The sequence below is a fragment of the Nocardia rhamnosiphila NBRC 108938 genome (assembly GCF_000720425.1).
In the GTDB taxonomy this organism is placed as follows: Bacteria; Actinomycetota; Actinomycetes; order Mycobacteriales; family Mycobacteriaceae; genus Nocardia; species Nocardia rhamnosiphila.
This window is the reverse complement of the sequence record NZ_JOAJ01000009.1, coordinates 249,251-272,861: the sequence shown is the minus strand read 5'-3', so window position 1 is coordinate 272,861 and position 23,611 is coordinate 249,251. Positions and strand designations below refer to the sequence as shown.

Below are 23,611 nucleotides of genomic sequence, written 5' to 3'. Positions count from 1 at the left end.
GTCAGCGTGGTCCCCGCTGCCTGGCAGGCTGTAAAGTGCGCTGGTGATCGCGCATCCCGGGCCCTGCGCCGGCACGGGATGCGCAGACTTCCGATATCCAGGAGCATGAGTTCATGACAGAAGCCGCCGCACCGGTGGATGAGTTGAGCGCGCTGGGCACCACGCTGCGTAAGTTCCGCTTCGCGGCCGCGGGTGAGGGAAACAAGCAGGAGGGCGGCGCCCGCAAGTTCATCCAGACGGCGCAGCAGGCCGAGGAGTACGGCTACGACACCTTCGTGGTACCCGATCATCTCGGTGACCAGATCGGCCCGATCGCGGCCCTGGGTGCGCTCACCCAGGCCACCGACCGGATCCGCCTCGGTACCTCGGTGCTGGCCAACGGTTTTCGGCACCCCGTGGTGCTGGCCAAGGATCTGGCCACCATCGATGTGCTGTCGAAGGGCCGGCTCGAGGTGGGCATCGGGGCCGGCTGGAAGGCCGACGAGTTCGAGGCCGCCGGGCTGGACTACGACCGGCCCGGGGTGCGACTGGCCAAGCTCGACGAAACGCTGACCATTCTCGATACGCTGCTGCGCGGTCAGGAGTGCACCTTCGAGGGCAAGTACTACCAGGTGCACGGTGTCAAGGGGACCCCACGGCCGCGGCAGGGCCCGCGGCCGCCGCTGTGTACCGGAGGCGGCGGTCCCCGGATGCTGAAACTCGCCGCGAAGCACGCCGACATCATCTCGATCGTTCCGGTCACCACGTCGAACGGTAAAGGTCTGCTCTCGGGTATCACCCTCGACAAGACCATCGAGAAGGTGAACCTGATCAAGGAGGCCGCCGGGGACCGGTTCGAGCAGATCGAGCTGAACTGGGCGATCACCGCCATCGTCATCACCGACGACCGGGAGAAGACCGCCGAGATGGCGCTGTCGGCGATCGAGCGCGGGTTGCATCCCGACCTGGAAGTCGACGTCAAGCTCTCGGTCGAGGAGATCTTGAGTTCGCCGTATGTGGCGATCGGCACGTTCGAGGAGATCGCCGACCAGATGCGCCGTGTGCGGCAGCTCACCGGTATGTCCTATGTGGGGATATTCCCCACCCAGATGGACGCATTCGCGCCGGTGATTCCCTTGCTCCGGGAGGAGTGAGAAGCTCGTCTCTGTAACATGTCTCTGGTTTGAGAACATCTAGCCGATAGCGGTCACCGCGCAGACCGCACCCAGAACCCGCAGGGTCGGTTCTCGAATGGAGAGCGCCCGTGGCGAAAGCGAGTCGGGGCCACACAGTAAATAACGGCAATCGTGCCGTTGCCGCGTGCGCCTCGGAGGAGAAGGAATGGACGAGACTTTCGACGACTACCTGGACGAGAACGGGAACATCACCATTCCCGATGATCGCACCCTGGTCGACCACGTCGAGAAGCACACCCGTAACGACGCGAACACCTTGGCGTACCGCTACATCGACTACTCGCGCGAGCGCGATGGCGAGGTACACGAGCTGACGTGGCAACAGTTCGGGGTCCGGCTGCGCGCGGTGGCCGGTCGCCTGCAGCAGGTCACCACTCCCGGTGACCGAGTGGCGGTCCTCGCGCCGCAGGGACTCGACTATGTGATCTCATTCTTTGCCGCCATCTATGCGGGCACGATCGCGGTGCCGCTGTTCGATCCGGACGAACCGGGTCATACCGACCGGCTACACGCGGTACTGGGTGACTGCAAACCGTCGGCCATTCTGACCGCCGGTTCGGCGGCGGCCGGCGTGCGTCAGTTCTTCCGGGGGCTGCCCGCCGCGCAGCGGCCGCGCATCATCGCCGTGGACGCGATTCCCGACAGTGTCGGTGACAGCTGGGCGCGCCCGGATATCGCGGTGGACGATATCGCCTACCTGCAGTACACCTCGGGTTCCACCCGGACCCCGGCCGGTGTGGAGATCACCCACCGGGCCGTGGGCACCAACCTGCTGCAGATGGTCGACGCCATCAACCTCGACTGGAACTCCCGCGGCGTCACCTGGCTGCCGCTGTTCCACGATATGGGTCTGCTGACGGTGATCCTGCCGGCCGTGGGCGGCAAGTTCATCACCATCATGTCGCCGGCGTCGTTCGTGCGGCGGCCGTACCGGTGGATCAAGGAGCTGGCCGCCGCCTCCGACGGTGCGGGCACCTTCGCCGCCGCCCCGAACTTCGCCTTCGAACACGCGGCCGTACGCGGTCTGCCGAAGAACGGCGAGTCGTTGGACCTGTCCAATGTGATCGGCCTGATCAACGGCAGCGAACCGGTGACCACCTCGTCGATGAAGAAGTTCAACGACGCGTTCGCGCCCTACGGGCTGCCGAAGACGGCCATCAAACCGTGCTACGGCATGGCCGAGGCCACCCTGTTCGTCTCGGCGACCAAGGCCGAGGACGAGGCCAAGGTCACCTATGTGGACCGCACCGAGCTCAATGCCGGGCGCATGGTGCGCGTCGAGCAGGGCACCGAGAATGCGATCGCCCAGGTGAGCTGCGGCTATGTGGCGAAATCCCAGTGGGCGGTGATCGTCGATCCGGAGTCGGTCGACGGTGACGCCCGGGAGCAGCCCGACGGTCACGTGGGTGAGATCTGGCTGCACGGCAACAATATGGGCATCGGGTACTGGGGCCGGGCCGCCGAGACCGCGGCGACCTTCCAGAACAAGATCGTCACCCCGCTGGCCGAGGGCAGCCACGCCGCGGGCACCACGCCCGACGCGTACTGGATGCGGACCGGCGATTACGGCGTGTACTTCGACGGTGAGCTCTACATCACCGGCCGGGTCAAGGACCTGGTGATCGTGGACGGACGTAATCACTACCCGCAGGACCTGGAGTTCTCCGCGCAGGAGGCCAGCAATGCGCTGCGGCCCGGGTTCGTCGCGGCGTTCTCGGTACCGGCCAACCAGCTGCCGGCCGAGGTGTTCGCCCAGGGCAGCCATTCGGGTCTGAATTTCGACGCCGACGACGCCTCCGAGCAGCTGGTGATCGTGGCCGAGCGCGGTCCGGGCGCCGGTAAGGCGGATCCGTTGCCGATCGCCGACGCGGTTCGTGCCTCGATCTCCCAGCGTCACGGCGTGACGGTGCGGGACCTGCTTCTGGTACCGGCGGGTTCCATCCCGCGTACATCCAGCGGCAAGATCGCCCGGCGGGCCTGCAAGACCGCCTATGTCGAGGGCACCCTGCGGGGCGGTTACACCCAGCAGGCGTTCCCGGACGCGCCCGAGGAATAGGCCGGCAACGAGTCGGGTCGCGGCCCCGAGTGAGCGAAGCGCCCATCCACCACAGCGATGCAAGGCTGCTGCCGGGCACCGCGTAAAGACAGGTAGCTTGAGGACTGATGGCTGAGAACGAGGGCATGTCGCCGGAGACGACCGAGAACCTTTCCACCGAGGAGGGCCGCGCCGCCGGATCCGGCGACGCGTCCTCGGCGGGCGTTACCACGCCGGGCACCGAACTCACGGTCGCCGAGCTGCGGGAATGGTTGCGGCGCTGGGTCGCCGAGGCCACCGGGCAGTCGGTCGACAAGATCACCGTGGACCGTCCGATGGAAGAGTTCGGGCTGGCTTCCAGGGACGCGCTCGCGCTGGGTGGTGAGATCGAGGAACTCACCGGTGTGGTGCTGAACGCGACCGTGGTGTACCAGCACCCGACCATCGCCTCGCTGGCCGATGTCATCGTCAACGGTCCGCCGGAGATCACCGCCGAGGCCACCGACGACCAGTTCTACACCGCCGGGTACGCACCGGGAGACGCGCACGATATCGCCATCGTGGGCCTCTCGACCCGGCTGCCCGGCGCGGGCGACACCCCGGAATCGACCTGGGAATTCCTGATCAACGGCGGTGACGCCATCCGCGACCTGCCCGAGGGGCGGTGGGCGGAGTTCCTGAGCGAACCGCAGTTGGCGCAGGCCGTGGCCGAGGGCAATACTCGCGGCGGCTATCTGGACCAGGACGTCGTCACCGGATTCGACGCCGAGTTCTTCGCCATGTCGCCGGTGGAGGTCGAGCGGATCGACCCGCAGCAGCGGCTCATCATGGAACTCACCTGGGAGGCGCTCGAGCACGCCCGGATCCCGGCCAGTGACCTGCGCGGTGAGTCGGTCGGTGTGTATATCGGGACATCCACCACCGACTTCCAGTTGGTCGCCGCGATGAGTCTGGGTGAGACCGATCCGAACGTCCCCGCTTCGGCGGAGGGCTACAAGATCACCGGCAGTGCCAGCAGCATCATCGCCAACCGCGTCTCCTACTTCTACGATTTCCGCGGTCCTTCGGTCGCGGTGGATACCGCCTGCTCCTCGACCCTGGTCGCGGTGCACCAGGCCGTGCAGGCGCTGCGCGCCGGTGACGCCGACGTCGCGCTGGCCGGCGGGGTGAACATGCTGCTCATGCCGATGACCACGCTCGGTTTCGACAAGATCGGCGCGGTGGCGAAGGACGGTCGGATCAAGGCGTTCTCCTCCGACGCGGATGGGATGGTCCGCTCCGAGGGCGCCGGGCTGGTAGTGCTCAAACGGCTCGCCGACGCCGAACGCGACAACGACAACATCCTCGCGGTGGTCAAGGGTTCCGCGGTGAACAGCGACGGCCGGTCCAACGGGCTTCTCGCGCCGAATCCCGACGCCCAGGCCGATGTACTGCGCCGCGCCTACCGTGACGCCGGTATCGTGCCCTCCACCGTCGACTACATCGAGGCCCACGGCACCGGCACCCTGGTCGGTGATCCACTCGAGGCCCAGGCGCTGGGCCAGGTGGTCGGTGCCGGTCGCGCCGCCGACGCGCCCGTGCTGCTGGGTTCGGCGAAAACCAATTTCGGGCATCTGGAATCCGGCGCGGGCGCGGCGAGCCTGGCGAAGGTGCTCCTGGCGTTCCAGCACGATGTGCTGCCCGCCACCATCAACTACGCGGGCCCGAACCCCTACATCCCGTTCGAACAGGCCCGGCTGAAGGTCGTCGACGAGCCGACCCCGTTCCCGCGCTACAGCGGTACCGCCACGGTCGGTATCTCCGGCTTCGGCTTCGGCGGAACCAACGCGCACGTGGTGGTGCAGGAGTACGTGCCCGCCGCGCCGGTGGAGGTTTCCGAGCCGTTCGTACCGGGCGCGGACAGCGACACCCTGGACGTGGCGAGCACCGATGTGGTCGCCGAGGCCGAGGCGGTCGCCGCCGAGGCCGCTCCCGAGCCCGAGTGGTCGGGCGACCGCGCCGAGCCGCTGCCGGTGATCCTGGCCGTATCCGCCTATCTGCCCTCGCGTCGCCGCCAGGCCGCCGCGGACCTGGCCGACTGGCTGGAAACCGAAGCGGGACAGCGGACTCCGCTCGTGGATGTGGCCCGGTCGCTGGCCCGGCGCAGCCACTGGCGCTCCCGTGGTGTGGTGCTTGCCAAGGACCACGCCGAGGCCGTGGCCGGACTGCGGGCGATCGCCGCCGGTAAACCGGGCCCGGGCGTTTTCACCGCCGATGCCCCGGCCGCCCAGGGACCCATGTGGGTGATGGCCGGGTTCGGCGCCCAGCACCGGAAGATGGGCAAACAGCTCTACCAGGAGAACGCGATCTTCCGGCGCACCGTCGACGAGGTCGACGAACTCGTGCAGGACGAGGCCGGGTACTCGGTGCGCGAGATGATCCTCGACGACGGCCAGGACTACGACGTGGGCACCTCCCAGGTCGGCATCTTCACCATCCAGCTCGGTCTGGCCGCGCTGCTGCGGGCGCACGGCGCGGAACCCGCCGCCGTGGTCGGGCACTCGATGGGCGAGGTGGCCGGCGCCTACATCTCCGGCGGGCTGCCGCTGGAGGACGCGGTGCGCGTCATCTGCGCGCGGTCGCGGTTGATGGGCGAGGGCGAGCAGATGCTCTCCGACGCCGATGTGCGCAATATGGCACTGGTCGAGATGAGTGCCGACGAGGTCGCCGCGCTGCTGCCGGAATTCCCCGATGTCGAGGTCGCGGTGTACGCGGCACCGACCAATACGGTGATCGGTGGTCCGGTCGACCAGGTCTCGGCGATTGTCGGCCGGGTGGAGGAAGCCGGTAAGTTCGCCCGCGTCCTGCAGACCAAGGGCGCCGGGCACACCTCCCAGATGGACCCGTTGCTGGGCGAACTGGCCGCCGAACTGGCCGGGATCGAGCCCACGAAGCCGAAGGTCGGCCTGTACTCCACGGTCGACAAGGAGCAGTACTACGCGCCCGGCCACGATCCGGTGCACACCGAGGACTACTGGGTGAAGAACATGCGGCACAGCGTGTACTTCACCAATGCGGTGCGACTCGCGGTCGATTCCGGGATCACCACATTCCTGGAGCTGGCGCCGAACTCGGTGGCACTGATGCAGGTGCTGGGCACCACCTTCGCCGCCGGGCTCCCCGACGCGCAGCTGATTCCCACGCTCAAGCGCAAGGAAGACGAATCGGCCGGTGTCATCGCCGCGCTGGCGCAGCTGTACGTGCACGGCCATGCCGTGGACCTGGGCTCACTGGTACCGGCCGGACCGTACGCCGATATCCCGCGTACCGCGTTCGTGCGGAAACCGTACTGGCCCAAGATGAGCGGTTTCTCGGCCGGTGGGAACGCCCGGGTACCGGGCGCGTCGGTCGCGCTGCCGGACGGCCGGCACGTCTGGGAGGTCCGGGCCGCATCGGTCGACGATCTGCCCACGCTGGTGCGTTCGGCCGCGACGCAGGTACTCGCGGACGTGAACCCGGGCGCCAGTATCGCGCACGCGCCGCTGCCCGCCACCGGCACGCTCGTCACGACGCTGACCCCGCATCCCGGTGGCGCGTCCATCCAGGTGCACGCCCGCGACGGTGCGCAGTTCCGGCTGCTGTTCGACGCGGTGGTCACCTCGGGTGCCGCGCTGCCGGTGCCCGCCGAACCGGCAGCGCGCCCGGCCGTGCCCGCGCTCACCGAACCCGAGGTCGTCGAGGTCGTCGACACCGCCGGTTTCGGCGACCGCTGGAACCCGGACAGCGGCCAGACGGTCGAGGAGCGGCTGGCGCTGATCGTCGCCGAATCCATGGGTTACGCGGTCGAGGATCTGCCGATGGAGATCCCGCTCATGGAACTCGGGCTGGACTCCCTGATGGCCATGCGGATCAAGAACCGCGTCGAATACGAATTCGATATCCCGCAGCTGCAGGTCTCCGCGGTTCGTGACGCCAGCCTGCACGAGGTCGGCAAGGTGCTCCGCTACGCGATCGAGCACCGCGACGAGGTCCAGGCGATGGCCGACCAGCAGGCCGGCGGGGAAGCGGGCGCGCTGAGCGTGGACGACGACTTCGTGAACGCCGCCAAGGCCGCGATGGAAGCCGGGGAGAACCCGGTCGCCGTGCTGAACCAGGGGACGGGCGCCGCCGCGGAAGCGCCGGCAGCGACCGAACCGGCGCCGGCCGCCCCGGTGTCTCCCGCCGCGCCGAAGGCCGAACCGGCCGCGGGTGCCGCGCTGTTCGGGGGCGGGGTCGTAGGGTCGGACCAGGACAACGTTCCGCCACGTGACGCTGCCGAACGCCTCACTTACGCGGCCTGGGCGACCATTACCGGCGAATCGGCCGGGGGGATCTTCAACACCCTGCCGATCCTGGACGAGGACACCGCCGAGAAGCTCGCCGCCCGGCTCACCGAGCGGGTCGGCGCGGAGGTCACCCTCGACGATGTGCTGGATTCGGAGACCATCGAACAGCTCGCCGACGTGGTTCGCACCCTGCAGGACAGCGGTGCCGATGTCGACGGCTTCGTCCGCCCGATCCGGGCACGAGGCGAGAATTCCGCTGCTGTCCCGGTGTTCGTCTTCCATCCCGCCGGCGGGAACACGCTGGTCTACGAGCCCTTGCTGAAGCGGCTGCCCGAGGGGACGCCGATGTACGGCTTCGAGCGGGTCGACGGTGCGATCGAGGAACGGGCCCGGGAGTACGTACCCGAACTGCGCAAGCTGCAGGGCGAGGGACCCTATGTTCTCTATGGCTGGTCGCTGGGTGCGGTCCTGGCGATGGCGGTGGCGCAGATCCTGCGTGCCGAGGGCGCCGATGTGCGCCTGGTGGGCCTGATCGACCTCGCCATCCCCGCCGAGCCGGAGGACAACAGCCCGCAGGAGCGGTTGGAGCGTATGCGGCGCTACCAGGCGTTCGCCAAGAAGACCTTCAATGTCGCCGGTGAGCTCGACGACGACCAGCTCCGGGAACTGGCCGACTCCTCCGAGGAGGAGCAGTTCAAGATGATCACCGACCTGATCAAGATGACCGGGGCCAAGATCCCGGGTGGAGTGCTCGAACACCAGAAGACCTCATGGATCGAGAACCGAGCGCTGCAGCGGGTTCAGCCGACGCACTACGAGGGCGATGTGGTGCTCTATCTGGCCGACCGCTACCACGACGGCGCGATCGAACTCGAACCCCGCTACGCCGAGCGCCGCCCCAACGGCGGCTGGGACGAGTACCTGCCCAACCTGGAGATCGTGCACATCCCCGGCGACCACCTCCAGATCATCGATGAACCGAGGATCGGCCGAATTGGTACGGACCTGACCGCTAAACTCGACCGGATCACCTCGAGCGCGGCCGGGAAAGGGAGCTAGTGAGCACGACTGCCGAGAAACTCGCCGATCTGCGTAAGCGGCTGGAGCTGGCGCAGGAACCGGCGGGGGAGGCCGCTGTCGCGAAACGGGCGCGTAAGGGGATCCCCAGCGCTCGTGACCGGATCAAAATGCTGCTCGATCCGGGTTCGTTCGTGGAGATCGGCGCTCTGGTCCGGCGCCCGGGTGATCCGGACGCGCTCTACGGCGACGGTGTGGTCACCGGCCACGGCCTGGTCGACGGCCGTCCGGTCGCGGTGTTCTCGCACGATCAGACCGTGTACGGCGGTTCGGTCGGCGAGATGTTCGGCCGCAAGGTGGCCGCGGTGATGGAGTACGCGGCCAAGGTGGGTTGCCCGCTGGTCGGTATCAACGACTCCGGCGGTGCCCGGGTGCAGGAGGCGGTGTCCTCGCTGGCCTGGTACGCCGAGCTGGCGACCCGGCAGGAGCTGCTGTCGGGAATGGTGCCGACCATTTCGCTGATCCTCGGCAAATGTGCCGGTGGCGCGGTGTACTCGCCGATCAACACCGATGTCGTGGTCGCCACCGAGGCGGCGTACATGTTCGTCACCGGTCCCAAGGTGATCCGTGAGGTCACCGGTGAGGACGTGAGCCTGGAAGAGCTGGGCGGGGCGCACAGCCAGGCCCAGTACGGCAATATCCATCATGTCGCCAAGGACGAGCAGGCGGCTTTCGAATGGGTTCGGGAATACCTGTCGTACATGCCGACCAGCTGTCAGGAGAAGCCGCCGATCGTGAACCCCGGCCTCGAACCGGAGATCACCGATTCGGACCGGGAACTGAACTCGCTAGTGCCGGATTCGGATAATTCCGGTTACGACATGCACGAAGTGCTGCTGCGTATCTTCGACGACGGCCACTTCCACGAATACGGTGCCGAAGCCGGTCGCAATATCATCACCGGGTTCGCCCGGGTGGACGGCCGCAGTGTGGGCGTGGTGGCCAATCAGCCGATGGTTTACGCGGGCGCCCTCGACGCCCGGGCCTCGGACAAGGCCTCGCATTTCGTCCGGCTCTGCGACGCCTACGAGATCCCGCTGGTCTTCGTGGTCGACACCCCGGGCTTCCTGCCCGGCGTGGAACAGGAGAAGGTCGGCGTGATCAAACGCGGCGGCCGGTTCCTGTTCGCCTTCGTGGAGGCGACCGTGCCGAAGGTGACCGTGGTGGTCCGCAAGTCCTACGGCGGCGGCTACGCGGTGATGGGCTCCAAGCAGCTGGGCGCCGATATCAACCTGGCCTGGCCCACCGCCCGGATCGCCGTGATGGGTGCGGAGAGCGCGGTCAGTCTCATCGGGGCGGCGCAGATCGCGGCCGCGCCCGAGGAGCAGAAGGCGGAGGTACGCCGGCAGATGATCGACTTCTACAACGCCACCATGGCCACGCCGTGGGTGGCGGCCGAACGCGGATTCATCGACGCGGTGATCGAACCGTCGCAGACCCGGCTGGAACTACGGCGGGCGCTCCATCTGCTGCGAGACAAGACCGTGGTCCGCAACCCGCGCAAACATCACCTGCTGCCGCTGTAGCCGCTCAGTGGTTCGGGTTGTCCCGGTGGAACAACCCGAACCGTCACGTACCGGTCCTGATCAGCCGCTGATCGCCGCGGATTCGATGACCACGTTCTCCACCGGCACGTCCTGGTGCATGCCCTGCGACGAGGTGGACACGCCGGCGATCTTGTCGACCACGTCGGTGCCGTCGGTGACCTCGCCGAAGACGGCGTAGCCCCAGCCCTGGCCCGCCGGCTGGGTGTGGTTGAGGAATTCGTTGTCGGCGACGTTGATGAAGAACTGCGCGGTCGCCGAGTGCGGATCGTTGGTACGCGCCATGGCGACCGTGTACTTGTTGTTCTTCAGGCCGTTGGCCGCCTCGTTCTGGATGGGCGCCTGCGTGGGCTTCTGCTGCATCTGGCCGTCGAAACCACCGCCCTGGATCATGAAGCCCGGGATAACGCGATGGAAGATCGTGCCGTCGTAATGTCCCGACTTGACGTATTCGACGAAGTTACGGACGGTGTCCGGCGCCTTCGCCTCGTCCAGTTGGAGGCCGATGGTTCCGTAGTTCGTCTCGAGATTCACCTTGGTCATGCCCCTACCTTTCCATTACCGCCGCTAGACCCCGCGCTTAAGGGGGTGTTTCCCGGCAGATTGTGCCAGCCGCCCGTCTTTACCCCATTCGGGTGGTTTGTATGCCCCGGATGCCGGGTGTGTTTTCGTCCGGATCGGGTACGCGCCGGGGCACCACCGGGCCCCGCGCGCCGCGCCCAAGTAGCATGCCAGCGTGCCAGAAGTCGCCACCGCAGTACTGACGAAGACGCCACCGGAGCCGGAGCCGAAGGTCGCGCCGAAGGATTTCCGGATCGCGCGTCTCGTCGCGATCATCACCGGTGTGCTGGGGGCGCTGTTCGCGATCGCGACGCCCTTTCTGCCCGTCACCCAGACCACGGCGACGCTGAGCTGGCCACAGCACGACAGTCTGGCCAATGTGCAGGCGCCGCTCATGTCGCAGGTGCCGATCGATCTCACCGCGACCATCCCGTGCGCGGCGGTGAACCAGCTGCCTCCACAGGGCGGCATGCTGCTGGCCACCGCACCCCCGCAGGGTGACCGCGCGGCGCTGGAGGCACTGTTCGTCCGGGTCTCGGAGACCTCGGTGGACGTGGTGGACCGTAACGCGGTCGTGGCCAGTGCCGACCGGGCGGAGATGGCCAACTGCTCGGCCATCACCATCCGGTCCGACATCGAGGCCACCAGCGCGGCCTTCGTCGGGCTCACCACCGAGACCGGCGAGCCCAACGCGGGCCGGCTGGTCGGTGATCTGCGTCCGCAGATGGTCGGTGTGTTCACCGATATGACCGGCGGTATCCCGGCCGGGCTGAGCCTGGAGTCCACGATCGACACCCGGTTCAGCTCCAGCCCCACCTGGATCAAACTCGCCGCGATCGTGGCCGCGGTGCTGTGCACGGTGCTGTCGCTGGTGGCCTTGGCGCGACTGGACACCAGTGACGGGCGCGGCCACCGGCGCTTCCTGCCGGCGCACTGGCTGAAGCCCACCCTCGCCGACGGCGGCGTCGTCGGCACGCTGTTGATCTGGCATTTCCTGGGGGCCAACACCTCCGATGACGGCTACATCCTGAGCATGGTCCGGGTGGCGCCGGACGCGGGCTATATGGCCAACTACTTCCGCTGGTACGGCGTGCCCGAGGCGCCGTTCGGCTGGTACTACTACGTGATCCAGCTGTTCGCCGAGGTCTCCACGGCCAGCCCGTGGGTGCGTCTGCCCGCGCTGGCGTGCGGAATCCTGTGCTGGATGGTGATCAGTCGCGAGGTGGTGCCGCGGCTCGGCAACGGCCTGCGCGGCGCGCGGGGACGCGCCTGGTTCGGCAGCGTCCCGCTGTGGACCGGCGGTCTGGTCTTCCTGGCGTTCTGGCTGCCCTACGACAACGGTCTGCGGTCGGAGCCCATCGTCGCCCTCGGCGCACTGCTCACCTGGGTTTCCATCGAGCGCGCCATCGCGACCTCCCGGTTGCTACCCGCCGCGGTGGCGGTGGTGGTCGCGGCGTTCACGCTCGCCGCCGCGCCGACCGGCCTGATGTGTGTGGCCGCGCTGCTGGCCGGTATCCGGCCCATCACCCGTGTCATCGTGCGCCGGCACCGGGAGCACGGCACGGTCGCGCTGCTGGCGCCGCTGGCCGCGGCCGGCTTCCTGGTGCTCACCGTGGTCTACGGCGACCAGACCTTCGCCGGTATCCAGGAGGCGAACCGGGTCCGGCAGCTGGCCGGGCCCAACCTGGCCTGGTACGAGGACTACCTGCGGTACTACTACTTGTTCGTCGAGACCGTCGACGGGTCGCTGTCGCGCCGCTTCGCCTTCCTGGTCATGCTGCTGTGCCTGTTCACCACCATGCTGGTGCTGTTGCGCCGGCGCCGGGTGCCGGGTGTGGCCGCCGCACCGACCTGGCGGTTGATGGGTGTGGTGTTCGGGACGATCTTCTTCATGATGTTCAACCCGACCAAGTGGACCCACCACTTCGGCGCCTACGCCGGAATCGCGGGTTCGCTGGCCGCGGTGACCGCCGTCGCGGTATCGGCCTCGGCGCTGCGGGCACGCAAGAACCGGGCGATCTTTTTGGCCGGGTTGCTGTTCACGCTGGCGCTGGCGTTCTCCGGGATCAACGGCTACTGGTATGTGTCCAGTTACGGGGTGCCCTGGTTCGACAAACGGGTGGTGCTGGGCGGTATCTCCTCCAACACCGTGATGCTGGTGCTGTTCGCGGCGGCCCTGCTGCTCGTCGGCTGGCACACCCTGCGGGAGGGTTACGCCAAACCACCGAACTCCACCCGCACCGCCCGGGGCCGCCGGGTCCGTAAGTTCGCGGCGATCCCGCTCACGCTGGTGGCCGCGGCCATGGTGCTGTTCGAGGTGCTGTCCCTGGCCAAGGGCGCCTACTCGCAGTACCCGGGGTATTCGCTGGCCCGCGGCAATATCGACGCGCTGACCGGGCAGAGTTGCGGTCTGGCCAACGATGTCCTGGTCGAATCGAACGCGAACGCCGGCCGGCTGAACCCGATCATCGACCCGGCGAATCCGCCCACCAACCCGAACGATCCACTGGCCGGGGTCGACCCGGTCGGATTCTCGCCCAACGGCGTCCCCGATGATCTGTCCGCCGACGCGGTCGAGGTGAAACCGGGTACCGGCAACACCTCCAATCAGTCGGTGGGCGCCGCGTTCGCCGAGGGCCAGAACGCCGGTACCGGCGGCGGCCAGGGCGCGCAGGGTGTGAACGGCAGCACCGTGGCCCTGCCCTTCGGCCTGGACCCGGCCACCACGCCGATTCTGGGCAGCTATCAGGAAGGTGTGCAGCAGCCCGCGTTCGTCTCGTCGAGCTGGTACGAACTGCCCGAACGTTCGCCCGACCATCCGCTGGTGGTCATCACCGCGGCCGGGCGCATCCTGTCCTACGACGACACCGGTGCCATGCAGTACGGCCAATCGCTGACCGTCGATTACGGCAAACGGCAGCCGGACGGTTCGGTCACCCACCTCGGCACCTACCTGCCCCGCGATATCGGCCCCTTCCCGTCCTGGCGCAACCTGCGGGTGCCGCTGGACGAGATCGCCCCCGAGGCCGACGCGGTCCGGGTCGTCGCCAACGACCCGATCCTCATCGGCGACCAGTGGCTGGCGTTCACCCCGCCGCGGGTACCGAAACTGGAATCCGCCAACGACTACCTCGGCTCGCAGCAGCCGATCCTGCTCGACTGGGCGGTCGGCCTGCAGTTCCCGTGCCAGCGCCCGTTCCGGCACGTGAACGGGGTCGCCGAGGTACCCGAGTTCCGCATCCTGCCGGACCGCCCGCTCGCGGTGAGCTCCACCAACACCTGGCAGGCCCAGGAGTTCGGCGGTCCACTCGGGTTCTCCCAGATGCTGGCCAAGTCGACCACGATCCCGACCTATCTGAAGAACGACTGGGGCCGGGACTGGGGCACGCTGGAACGCTACGACCAGTACTACGACGCGGTACCGGCGGAACTGGCGACGGGGACCGAGACCCGCAACGGGTTGTGGGATCCGGGCAGGCTGCGGGTTTTCTGACCTGAACGACCACGGCGACCGGCATCGGAATGCACAATTTCGGTGCCGGCCGCCGCGTTTCTGATCAGGAGGTTGTGATGGGGATCGTCCAGATCGAGATCGATGAAGAGGAACTGGAATCGGCGAGGACGCTCGGTGGGCATTGGACCGCAACCGAGGCGGTCGCCGAAGCATTGCGTCAGTACAACCAGCATCTGGTTCGTAGCGAGCAGCGACTGAACCGCGCCGCCGCGCTCAGGTACTACTTCGAACTGGCACAGGACTGGGATATCGAGGGAGCCGAGGCCGCGCACGTCGCGGAGAAACGTGCCTACAAGCGATGACCGGGTGCCTATGGTGTTTTCTCGAGGGCTCCGGAAAGCCGGCCGGGCAGCTTTCGGTGGCCGACGGCTCCGATAGTCCGATCCGTGTGAACGGTCGTCCCTGGGAACCCTGCACTAGGCTGACCGACGCCCAGTAGGTGGATCGGGAGCCGGAGGTAAGTACGCCGATGACGACGAGTCGCGGCGCGCGGTTGGTGCGTCAGGTCGGGGCCGGAGTCGGCGAAGCGGTGCTCGCGACGGTGGTCGCGGTGGTGGTGGTCGCCGTCGGGCTGGTCGCGTTCTCCCTGGTGCAGTGGCCCGCGTTCAATTCCTCCAATGTCGTACGGGCACTGACCACCGTCGGTCAGGTGGGGGCCGCGGCGCTCATCGCGGGGTCTATCGCCCTGCTGCGACTGCGGCGTTCGCGACGGCTGGCGAAACTGCTGTCCTGGGCCGGTATCTCGGCGTTCGTCACCGTCACCCTCGGGATGCCGCTGGCGGCCACCAAGCTGTACCTGTTCGGCATCTCGGTGGACCAGGAGTTCCGGACCGAATATCTGACCCGGCTCACCGACAGCGCCGCGTTGCGCGATATGACCTACGCCGAGCTGCCGCCGTTCTATCCGGCCGGCTGGTTCTGGGTCGGCGGCCGGGTGGCGAATGTGCTCGGTATGGACGGCTGGGAGGTGTTCAAGCCGTACGCGATCGGGTCGATCGCGGTGGCCGCGGTGGTGTCGCTGGTGCTGTGGACCCAGTTGATCCGCGCGGATTGGGCAGTGGGGGTCACCAGCGCGGTGACGGCCGTGGCCGTCACCTATGCCGCGCCGGAGGCCTACGGCGCGGTGATCGCGATTCTGCTGCCGCCGGTACTGGTGATGGCCTGGGGCGCGCTGTACCGGCCCGCCGAGCTCACCGGCGCCGGGGCGAAGACCGGGGACGGAGGCGAGCCGGAAAGCGGTGATCGCACCGCGGGCGGCTGGGGGGCAGTATTGGGAACCGGGTTGTTCCTGGGCCTCGCCGCAGCCTGCTACACGCTCTATTTCGCGTTCGCCGTATTCACCGTCGTACTGATGGCGGTCGTTGCCGCGGGACTCGGTCTGCGGACGCGGTACGCCGCCCGGACACCGCGCCGGATCGCGGCGCACACCGGGGAATCGCATGCGCCGGTCGGTAGCGCCGGCCGGGCTGTCGGCGCCCCGCTGCTGCGGCTGATCGTGATGGGTGTGATCGCCGCGCTGATCGCGCTTCCGGTATTCCTGCCGTTCCTGGCCCGGATGCTGGATCGGCCGAAACTGCAGTCCGGCGGCGCGTTCCACTATCTGCCCGAGGCCGGGTCCGAACTGCCGTTTCCCATGGCGCATTTCTCGCTGCTGGGCGCGCTGTGCCTGATCGGAACCATCTGGCTGGTGATGCGCGCGAGTTCTTCGCGCCGCGCCCAGTCGCTCGGCCTCGGCGTGGTCGCGGTGTACCTGTGGTCGCTGCTGTCGATGCTGGCCACCGCGGCCGGGTCCACACTGCTGTCGTTCCGGCTGGAACCGGTGCTGCTGGTCCTGCTGGCGGCCGCGGGCGGGTTCGGTTTCGTGGAGGGGGCACGGGCGGTGTACCAGGCGCTCAACGAACCGGCACGGTTCCGCTGGGTGGCCATCGTGCTGGCGACAGCGGGCGCGCTCGCCTACTGCCAGGACATTCCCCATGTCCTGGCCCCCGAGATCACCACCGCCTACACCGATACCGACGGGGACGGCCGGCGGGCCGACCAGCGCGACCCGTCCGCGGTCCGGCACTACCACAATATCGACGACGCATTGCGGGCCCAGACCGGACGCGACCCCTCGGAAACAGTGGTGCTCACCGGCGACACCACCTTCCTCGCCTACTACCCGTACTTCGGTTTCCAGGGCATGACCTCGCACTACGCCAATCCACTGGCCGATTACGCGGATCGGTCCGCGGCGATCGAGCAGTGGAGCGAGAAGGACACACCGGGCGAACTTCTCGACGCGCTGGCCGCGGCGCCGTGGCGCGCGCCCGACGCGTTCCTGTTCCGTCGCAGTGGCGACGAGTACACCCTGCGACTGGCCGCCGATGTGTACCCGAACGACCCGAACGTCCGTCGCTACACTGTCGCGTTCCCCGCGAAATTGTTCGAGGACCCGCGTTTCACCGTGACCGATATCGGCCCGTTCACCCTGGTCGTCGTGAACCGCTGAGCGATACCGCCCGCCGCCGGCCACCCGGTTGCCGCCGCGTCCGGCCGGGTGTATTTCCGCCGCCGAGCCGGCCGCGCGCGGTCTGCGGGTGAGCTCCGCTCGGCAGCGCCTATTAGAGTCGAGCCCCGTGCGACCGGACCGATCTCCTCGAGCGTTGAACCGTATCCGCCTGCTGGCTCTGGTATCCGGGCTACTCGGGTTCGTGCTGGCCGTCGCGGCGCCGCTGCTGCCGGTGCGCCAGGAACGTACCGCCCTGGACTGGCCGCAGGCCGGCGCCGCGAGTATCGAGGCGCCGCTGGTGAGTTATCAGCCGCTGCGGCTGGACCTCACCGTGCCGTGTCCGGTGCTGAACACCGCCGAAGGCACCGTGGTGGAGACGGTGCCCGACGGATCGGGCCAGTCGTCGGCGCGCGGGCTACGGGTCACGGTGACCGGTGACACCCTGTCGGTGGTGCTGCGAGATGTGCCGCTGCTTTCCGCCGAGCGCGCCGAACTCGGCGGCTGCCAGGCCCTGACCGTCACCTCGTCGGCCGCCGTGACCACCGCGGAACTGACCGGCATCGCCCGAGCCGACGGAACACCGTTCCGCGCTCAGGTGGACCGGGATATCCGTCCGCAACTAGTCGGAGTGTTCACCGACCTGCCGCAGGAGCAGCTCGGCGGTATCCGGTTGCACGCCGATATCGACTCGCGTTTCACCTCGTCCCCGACTCCGCTCAAGCTGGCCGCGATCGTCGGCGCGGTGGTGTTCACGGCGCTCGCCCTCATCGCGCTGCATCTACTCGACACCACCGACGGCCGGCGCGCCCGCCGCTTCCTGCCCGCGCACTGGTGGCGCTTCCGGCTCGCCGACGGCGCGGTGCTCGGTGTACTCGCCGGCTGGCACATCATCGGGGCCAACACCTCCGACGACGGCTACATCCTGAACATGGCCCGCGTTTCGGACAAAGCCGGCTATCTGGCGAACTACTACCGCTGGTTCGGGGTGCCGGAAGCGCCGTTCGGCTGGTCCTATGAAGTGCTGGCCTGGATGACGCGGGTCTCCGAGTCGAGCCCGTGGATGCGGCTGCCCACGCTGCTGGCCGGGATCGTGTGCTGGCTGGTGATCAGCCGGGAGGTGCTGCCCCGGCTGGGCGCGCGGGTACGGGGCAATCAGATCGCCCTGTGGACCGCGGGCCTGGTGTTCCTGGCGTTCTGGCTGCCCTACGACAACGGTCTGCGCCCGGAACCGCTGATCGCGGCCGGTGCGCTGCTCACCTGGTGTTCGATCGAACGCGCGATCGCCACCGCGCGGCTGCTGCCCGCCGCGATCGCGATACTCATCGCGGCCTTCTCGCTGGCCGCCGGACCCACCGGGCTCATCTGCATCGCCGCGCTGATCGCCGGTTCCCGGCCGGTACTCCAGATCATCATCGCGCGTGCCCGGGGCGGCGCTTCCCGGGCGCAGGCACTGTGGCGGTACGCGAGCCTCATCCTGCCGGGTCTGGCCGCCGGAACCCTGGTGCTGGTGGTGATCTTCGCCGATCAGACCCTGTCCACGGTGCTGGAGGCCACCCGCGTCCGTACCGCGGTCGGGCCGAATGTGGCCTGGTTCGACGAACGCACCCGCTGGGATTCGCTGCTCATGCTCTCCCCGGACGGTTCGCTGGCGCGGCGGTTCGGGGTCCTGCTCATGCTGCTCTGCCTGCTGGTGTGCGTCCTGCAGGTGCTGCGCAAGGGCCGGATCCCCGGGACCTCGCGCGGCCCGTCGGTGCGGATCCTGGGCATCGTGTTCGCCTCGCTGCTGCTGATGATGTTCACACCCACCAAATGGACCCATCACTTCGGCGTCTATGCGGGCCTGGCAGGTTCGCTGGCCGCGCTGGCCGCTGTCGCGGTGGGCACCAACGGTATCCGGGCCCCGCGCAATCGCGCCCTGTTCGCCGCCGCCGTGCTGTTCCTCTTGGCGATCACGTTCACCGGCTCCAACGGCTGGTGGTACGTATCCAGTTACGGTGTGCCGTGGTGGGACAAGGCGCCGCTGATCGCCGGTAAGGGCCTGTCCACGCTGTTCCTCGGCCTCGCCGTGCTCGCGCTGCTGGTGGCGTTGTGGCTGCACTATCGCGCGCCCTACCGCGGCGGGCTGCCGGCACGGTCGGCCCGGTACGCGTCGGCGCCGCTCACGGTGGCCGCGGCATTGCTGGTGCTCTTCGAGATCGCGTCGCTGACCAAAGCGGCCGTGGGGCAGTACCCGGCCTATTCCGTCGCCAAATCGAATGTCCGTGCGCTGGCCGGTGACCCGTGCGGGCTGGCCGACGATGTGCTGGTGGAGACGAACACCGCCGATTCCCTGCTGCTCCCGTACGAGGGCAACCCCGCCGACGGCCTGACCTCCACCGACCCCGAGGCGCAGACCGTCGGATTCACCCCCGACGGGGTGGCCGAGGATCTGACCGCCGACGCCGAGGAAACCACCTCCGGCGGTGCGAATTCCGTCGAATCCGATACCGAGAACAAGACCACCGACACCACCGGCGCCGGGACCGGGGGCGGCACGTCCGTGCAGGCCGGTATCAACGGCTCCACGGTGGCGCTGCCGTTCGGTCTCGACCCGGCCCGCACCCCGGTGCTCGGCAGCTATATGACCGGCGACCAGCAGCAGGCGAAGCTCACCACCGGCTGGTATCGCCTGGATCTCACCGACGACATGCGGGCCGATCCGGCCTACCGGGTGCTCGCCCTGACCGCCGCGGGCCGGATCAAATCGGTGGATGCCGACGGTGTGCTCACCTACGGTCAGGACCTCACAGTGGAGTACGGGACGCGCGGTGCCGACGGCACCATGACGGTGCTCGGATCGGTGACACCGCTGGATATCGGTCCCAATCCGTCCTGGCGCAATCTGCGCGTACCCCTGGACCAGCTGCCCCGGGAGGCGAACGCGGTCCGTCTGGTGGCCGTCGACAACGACATCACCGCACGGCAGTGGCTGGCGATCACGCCGCCGCGGCTGCCGCGGCTGGCCACGCTGGATTCCGTTGTGGGACATACCGACCCGGTGTTGCTGGACTGGCATGTCGGGCTGGCCTTCGGCTGCCAGCGGCCGTTCGACCACAGCCACGGCGTCGCGGAGGTGCCGCGCTGGCGGATCCTGCCCGACCGCGTCGGTTCCGACGCCTCCAACGCGTGGCAGGACCATATCGGCGGCGGCCCGCTCGGCTGGACCGAGCTACTGCTGGAAGCCGATTCCGTGGCGACCTATCTGTCCGACGACTGGGCCCGGGACTGGGGTTCGCTGGAGCGTTTCACCCCGTACCGGCCCGACGCGGTACCGGCCGAAACGACCGTCACCGAGGTGGATCGGGGCGGTATGAGCACCGACGATCCGATCAAGGTGAGTTGAACGAGGTTGCGCTACATCGAGACTCGTCTATCAAGTGTTGTGGCTCACATATCGGTTTATTTCCATGTGAGGGAATTGCCGAACGGATGACGAACGGCAGCACGGCCCGTAGGCTGGTTCGCATGACTTCGGCCTTCGACGATATGGAACTGCGCGATCTCGTCGGCTTGCTCACCGATGAGGAGCAAAGGGAACTACGACCGTCGGTACTGCGCGTCCTCGGGCGCTTGCCGTCCCAGGAGGTGCTGCGCCGCGAGCTGGGCCAGCGAATGACACGCGTGTGACAGCGGTTGCGGCCACCGCACGCGGTGGCCCGCCGGAAGTACCGAATACGACGAGGGCCGTCGCACACCGGATCGGTGTGTGACGGCCCTCGAACATTGTGCGAGTGAGCCTGTATCACCGGCGCTGCCGCTGATACAGGCAACGCCGGTGCCCGGCGGAGCTAGACGGGCAGCCTGCGGAAGATCGACCGCGGGATATGGCGCAGGATCATCATCACGTACCGGAACGCGCCCGGTGCCCAGATGAGCTCCTTGCCCTTCTCCGAGGCGTCCACCGCCAGCGCGGCGACCTCTTCCTTGTCGACCGTGAACGGCGCCTCTTTGGCACCGGTGGCCTTCCAGTGCTCGATCGTGGTGGTGGTGCGCACCTGACCGGGCCGGATCACCAGTACCCGGGGACCGTGCGGGCGCAGCGCCTCGCCGAGCCCCAGATAGAAACCGTCCAGCCCGGCCTTGGTGGAGCCGTAGACGAAGTTGGAGCGGCGCACCCGCTCGCCGGCCGCCGAGGACATGGCGATGATCCGGCCGAAGCCCTGCGCCTTCAACTTCTCGCCGGTCAGCACGCCGACCGAGACCGCGGCGGTGTAGTTGATCTGCGCGATCTGCACCGCTTTGCGCTGGTCCTGCCACAATTCCTCGGCATTGCCGAGCAGCCCGAACGCGACGATCGCGACATCGACATCCCCATCGGCGAAGGCCTGGTCGACGACCTTCGGATGGCTGTCGGTGTCGAGCGCGTCGAAATCGATCACATCGACCTGGCTCGCACCCGCGGCCTTGGTCTGCGCCACCGCGGTATCCCGCAGCGGATCGCCCGGCAGGGTGGCCAGGATCACCCGGGCCGGTCCCTTCTTCAGGTACTCCGCGACGATCGCGAGGCCGATTTCCGAGGTCCCGCCGAACAGCAGAATGGACTGCGGATTGCCTACCGCGTTGATCACTGAAGCTCCAGCCTTCTCGCCATATCGGACATGAAAACGCCTGTGGGGTCGACGCTGCGGCGGACCTTGATCCACTCGTCGATCCGGGGATACATCTGATGGAAGTTCTCGGCGGTGGTGCGCGAGTCCTTACCGGTGTAGAGCCGTCCGCCGAACTCCAGTACGCGCCGGTCCAGTTCGGTGACGAAGTCGTTGAGACCGGGCGCGATCGGGAAGTCCAGGCAGACGTTCCAGCCCGGCATGGGGAAGCTCAGCGGCGCCTGGTTGCCCTCGCCGAAGTACTTGAACACATTGAGGAACGAATAGTGCCCGCTCGCCTGGATGTCGATGAGGATCTGCTTGAACTCCTCGACCGCCTCCGGCGGCACCACGAACTGGTACTGCAGGAAACCGCGCGACCCGTAGGCCCGGTTCCATTCGCCGAGCATATCGAGGGGGTGGTAGAACGCCGTCAGATTCTGCGGCTTCTGCCGGTAGGTGGCGCCCTTGCGGTACCAGATCTCGGTGGCGAGGGTGAACGTCTTGTTGTTGAGCAGACCGTTGGGGAACACATCGGGGAACGTCAGGAACGTCTTCCCGGTGAAGCCCAGCGGATTCTTGCGGAGCTTCTTCGGCAGCTGGTCCAGCTTGGCCAGCGAACCCCGCGAGATCACCGCCCGGCCCAGTTTGGGCATCGGGCTGAGCGCGTCGAACCAGGCCGAGCTGTACTCGTAGTTGTCCTCGGAGCCGTCGCTGTGGAACGCGATGGTTTCGTCGAGGCCGGAGGTCACATCGCCGTCGGCGATGAAGTACGCGGTCTCGGTCGGCGTCATCTCGATGGTGGCACGCAGGATGATGCCGGTGAGACCGCAGCCGCCGATGGTGGCCCAGAACAGCTTGGCGTTCTTCTTGGGGCCGATGGTCTGTACTTCGCCGTCCGCGGTGAGCAGCTGGATGGACCGCACATGGTTACCGAAGCTGCCCGCGCTGTGATGGTTCTTACCGTGGATATCGGAGCCGATGGCGCCGCCGACGGTGACCTGCCGGGTGCCCGGCAGTACGGGAACCCACAGGCCGAACGGGAGCGCGGCCTTCATCAGCTGGTCGAGCGTGACACCGCCGTCGACATCCACCAGCCGGGTGTCCTGGTCGATGCGATGGATTCGGTTCAGAGCGGTCATATCGATGACCAGCCCGCCCGCGTTCTGCGCATTGTCGCCGTAGGAGCGGCCGAGCCCGCGGGCGATCACACCGCGCCGCAGATGCTCTGGTTTGCCGTCGTTGTCCTCGGCGACCACGGCGACCGCGCGGGCGATGAGTTCGGGGTCGCTCGTCGAGAGCACTTCGGCGGTGGTGGCCGCCGTACGGGCCCACCCGGTGAGCGTCCGGGTTCGCGTGGGTAGCGTGAACCCCGTACCGGCGCTAACTGGATCGCCGGCCGGCGGGGTCTCGGTACCGGACGCCTGAGTCGAGGTCGGAGCTTTCGTGGACATCGGCTTAGAGGCTACAGGCTGTATTGGATTGCGGCGCCTTCGGCGCCGTGGGGTCGGGGCCCTGTGACCCCGGTTCTTCACTCCTCCGTTCAGTCGCCGCGCTCCTTCGCTCTGTCGCTCCAGACCGGGGCGGGCCCCGACCTTGGACGCCGACTATTCGGAGGGGACAGAGGTGCGCGGAGACCTGCGTCTCGACCGGCCTGGGTAGGTTCACGACTCTGTAGGTGCTCAACGGTCGCCGCCCTATGAACGGTCGACTGCACCCGCGGGCCCACGGGCGCCTCTGGACAAGTACATTTCCGTCGGTGGGCCCTGAAAGCAACGCAGTGAGCCGGAGCCCCCGGGTGACGCCGGGCGGCACCGGAGATGTCTCCGTCTCGGCCGAGGAGCCGGCCGTCGCCGTGCGCGAGCCGGACGATGCCGGATCCGGGAGCGCGCAGATCGGTCTGGTGACCCAGCTGGTGCGGTTCGCCGTCACGGGGGCGCTGTCGGCCGTGGTCGACTTCGGGCTCTACGTGCTGCTGCTCGAGGTGGCGGGTCTGCCGGTGAACCCGGCCAAGGCGATCGGTTTCATCGCCGGCACCACGACCGCTTACCTGATCAACCGCCGGTGGACCTTCAACGCGGCCCCGAGCCGGGCCCGTTTCATCGCGGTGGTGATCCTGTACGCGCTGACCTTCTGCGTTCAGGTGGGTATCAACTGGGTTTTCTACCACGCCTTCGACGAGGGGCTGTGGTGGCGCGTCCCGCTGGCCTATGTGATCGCGCAGGGAACGGCCACGGTGATCAACTTCGTGGTCCAGCGCCTGGTCATCTTCCGTATCCGCTAGT

At 67.9% G+C, this 23,611-nt stretch carries 13 protein-coding genes; 10 read left to right on the top strand and 3 right to left on the bottom strand.

All coding sequences use genetic code 11. The annotated features are described in order from the left end of the window. Nucleotides 1-113: 113 nt before the first annotated feature. From IG75_RS0127995 to IG75_RS0127980, 4 genes are all read left to right on the top strand, one after another. Nucleotides 114-1,133, top strand: coding sequence for an LLM class F420-dependent oxidoreductase (locus tag IG75_RS0127995; RefSeq protein ID WP_036515356.1), 1,020 nt, complete (start codon nt 114-116; stop codon nt 1,131-1,133). A 187-nt stretch (nt 1,134-1,320) separates the two neighbouring features. Next, entirely contained in the window at nt 1,321-3,231 is a 1,911-nt protein-coding gene (gene fadD32, locus IG75_RS0127990; RefSeq protein WP_030524333.1) for a long-chain-fatty-acid--AMP ligase FadD32, read from the top strand. Nucleotides 3,232-3,338: 107 nt separating this feature from the next. Beyond that, a complete protein-coding gene (gene pks13 / locus IG75_RS0127985) occupies nt 3,339-8,573 on the top strand; it encodes a polyketide synthase Pks13 (protein WP_051714975.1) in 5,235 nt (1,744 codons plus the stop codon). Further along, entirely contained in the window at nt 8,573-10,117 is a 1,545-nt protein-coding gene (locus tag IG75_RS0127980) for an acyl-CoA carboxylase subunit beta (RefSeq protein ID WP_030524331.1), read from the top strand. The genes pks13 and IG75_RS0127980 overlap by 1 nt, the downstream gene beginning before the upstream one ends. A gap of 60 nt (nt 10,118-10,177) precedes the next feature. Here the strand turns inward: IG75_RS0127980 and IG75_RS0127975 are convergent, their stop codons facing one another. Beyond that, entirely contained in the window at nt 10,178-10,678 is a 501-nt protein-coding gene (locus tag IG75_RS0127975) for a peptidylprolyl isomerase (protein ID WP_030524330.1), read from the bottom strand. A gap of 193 nt (nt 10,679-10,871) precedes the next feature. Here IG75_RS0127975 and IG75_RS0127970 point away from each other — a divergent pair, with 193 nt between their 5' ends. The 5 genes from IG75_RS0127970 to IG75_RS39755 all read left to right on the top strand — a co-directional run bounded on the left by IG75_RS0127970 (nt 10,872) and on the right by IG75_RS39755 (nt 20,367). Continuing rightward, the gene (locus IG75_RS0127970) at nt 10,872-14,189 is read left to right on the top strand and encodes an arabinosyltransferase domain-containing protein (protein WP_030524329.1); all 3,318 of its coding nucleotides are present in this window, start codon (nt 10,872-10,874) and stop codon (nt 14,187-14,189) included. A gap of 77 nt (nt 14,190-14,266) precedes the next feature. Further along, nucleotides 14,267-14,512, top strand: coding sequence for a type II toxin-antitoxin system VapB family antitoxin (locus IG75_RS0127965; RefSeq protein WP_030524328.1), 246 nt, complete (start codon nt 14,267-14,269; stop codon nt 14,510-14,512). A gap of 167 nt (nt 14,513-14,679) precedes the next feature. Beyond that, nucleotides 14,680-16,701 (top strand): galactan 5-O-arabinofuranosyltransferase, encoded by a 2,022-nt coding sequence (locus IG75_RS0127960; RefSeq protein WP_030524327.1) that lies wholly within the window; start codon nt 14,680-14,682, stop codon nt 16,699-16,701. 154 nt (nt 16,702-16,855) lie between these two features. Continuing rightward, nucleotides 16,856-20,083 carry an arabinosyltransferase domain-containing protein gene (locus IG75_RS0127955; RefSeq protein ID WP_245713247.1) on the top strand — a complete coding sequence of 1,076 codons (3,228 nt, stop codon included), beginning with the start codon at nt 16,856-16,858 and terminating at the stop codon, nt 20,081-20,083. 122 nt (nt 20,084-20,205) lie between these two features. Continuing rightward, a complete protein-coding gene (locus IG75_RS39755; protein ID WP_168165647.1) occupies nt 20,206-20,367 on the top strand; it encodes a hypothetical protein in 162 nt (53 codons plus the stop codon). A gap of 161 nt (nt 20,368-20,528) precedes the next feature. On the opposite strand, the gene dprE2 is transcribed toward IG75_RS39755, so the two are convergent. Together dprE2 and dprE1 are read right to left on the bottom strand one after the other, a co-directional pair. Further along, nucleotides 20,529-21,308 (bottom strand): decaprenylphospho-beta-D-erythro-pentofuranosid-2-ulose 2-reductase, encoded by a 780-nt coding sequence (gene dprE2 / locus IG75_RS0127945; protein WP_030524325.1) that lies wholly within the window; start codon nt 21,306-21,308, stop codon nt 20,529-20,531. Beyond that, complete coding sequence (gene dprE1, locus IG75_RS0127940; protein WP_030524324.1) at nt 21,305-22,780, bottom strand: decaprenylphosphoryl-beta-D-ribose oxidase; 1,476 nt, start codon at nt 22,778-22,780, stop codon at nt 21,305-21,307. The genes dprE2 and dprE1 overlap by 4 nt, the downstream gene beginning before the upstream one ends. A 401-nt stretch (nt 22,781-23,181) precedes the next feature. Here dprE1 and IG75_RS39945 point away from each other — a divergent pair, with 401 nt between their 5' ends. Continuing rightward, nucleotides 23,182-23,610, top strand: coding sequence for a GtrA family protein (locus IG75_RS39945; RefSeq protein WP_051715052.1), 429 nt, complete (start codon nt 23,182-23,184; stop codon nt 23,608-23,610). Nucleotide 23,611 lies beyond the last annotated feature (1 nt).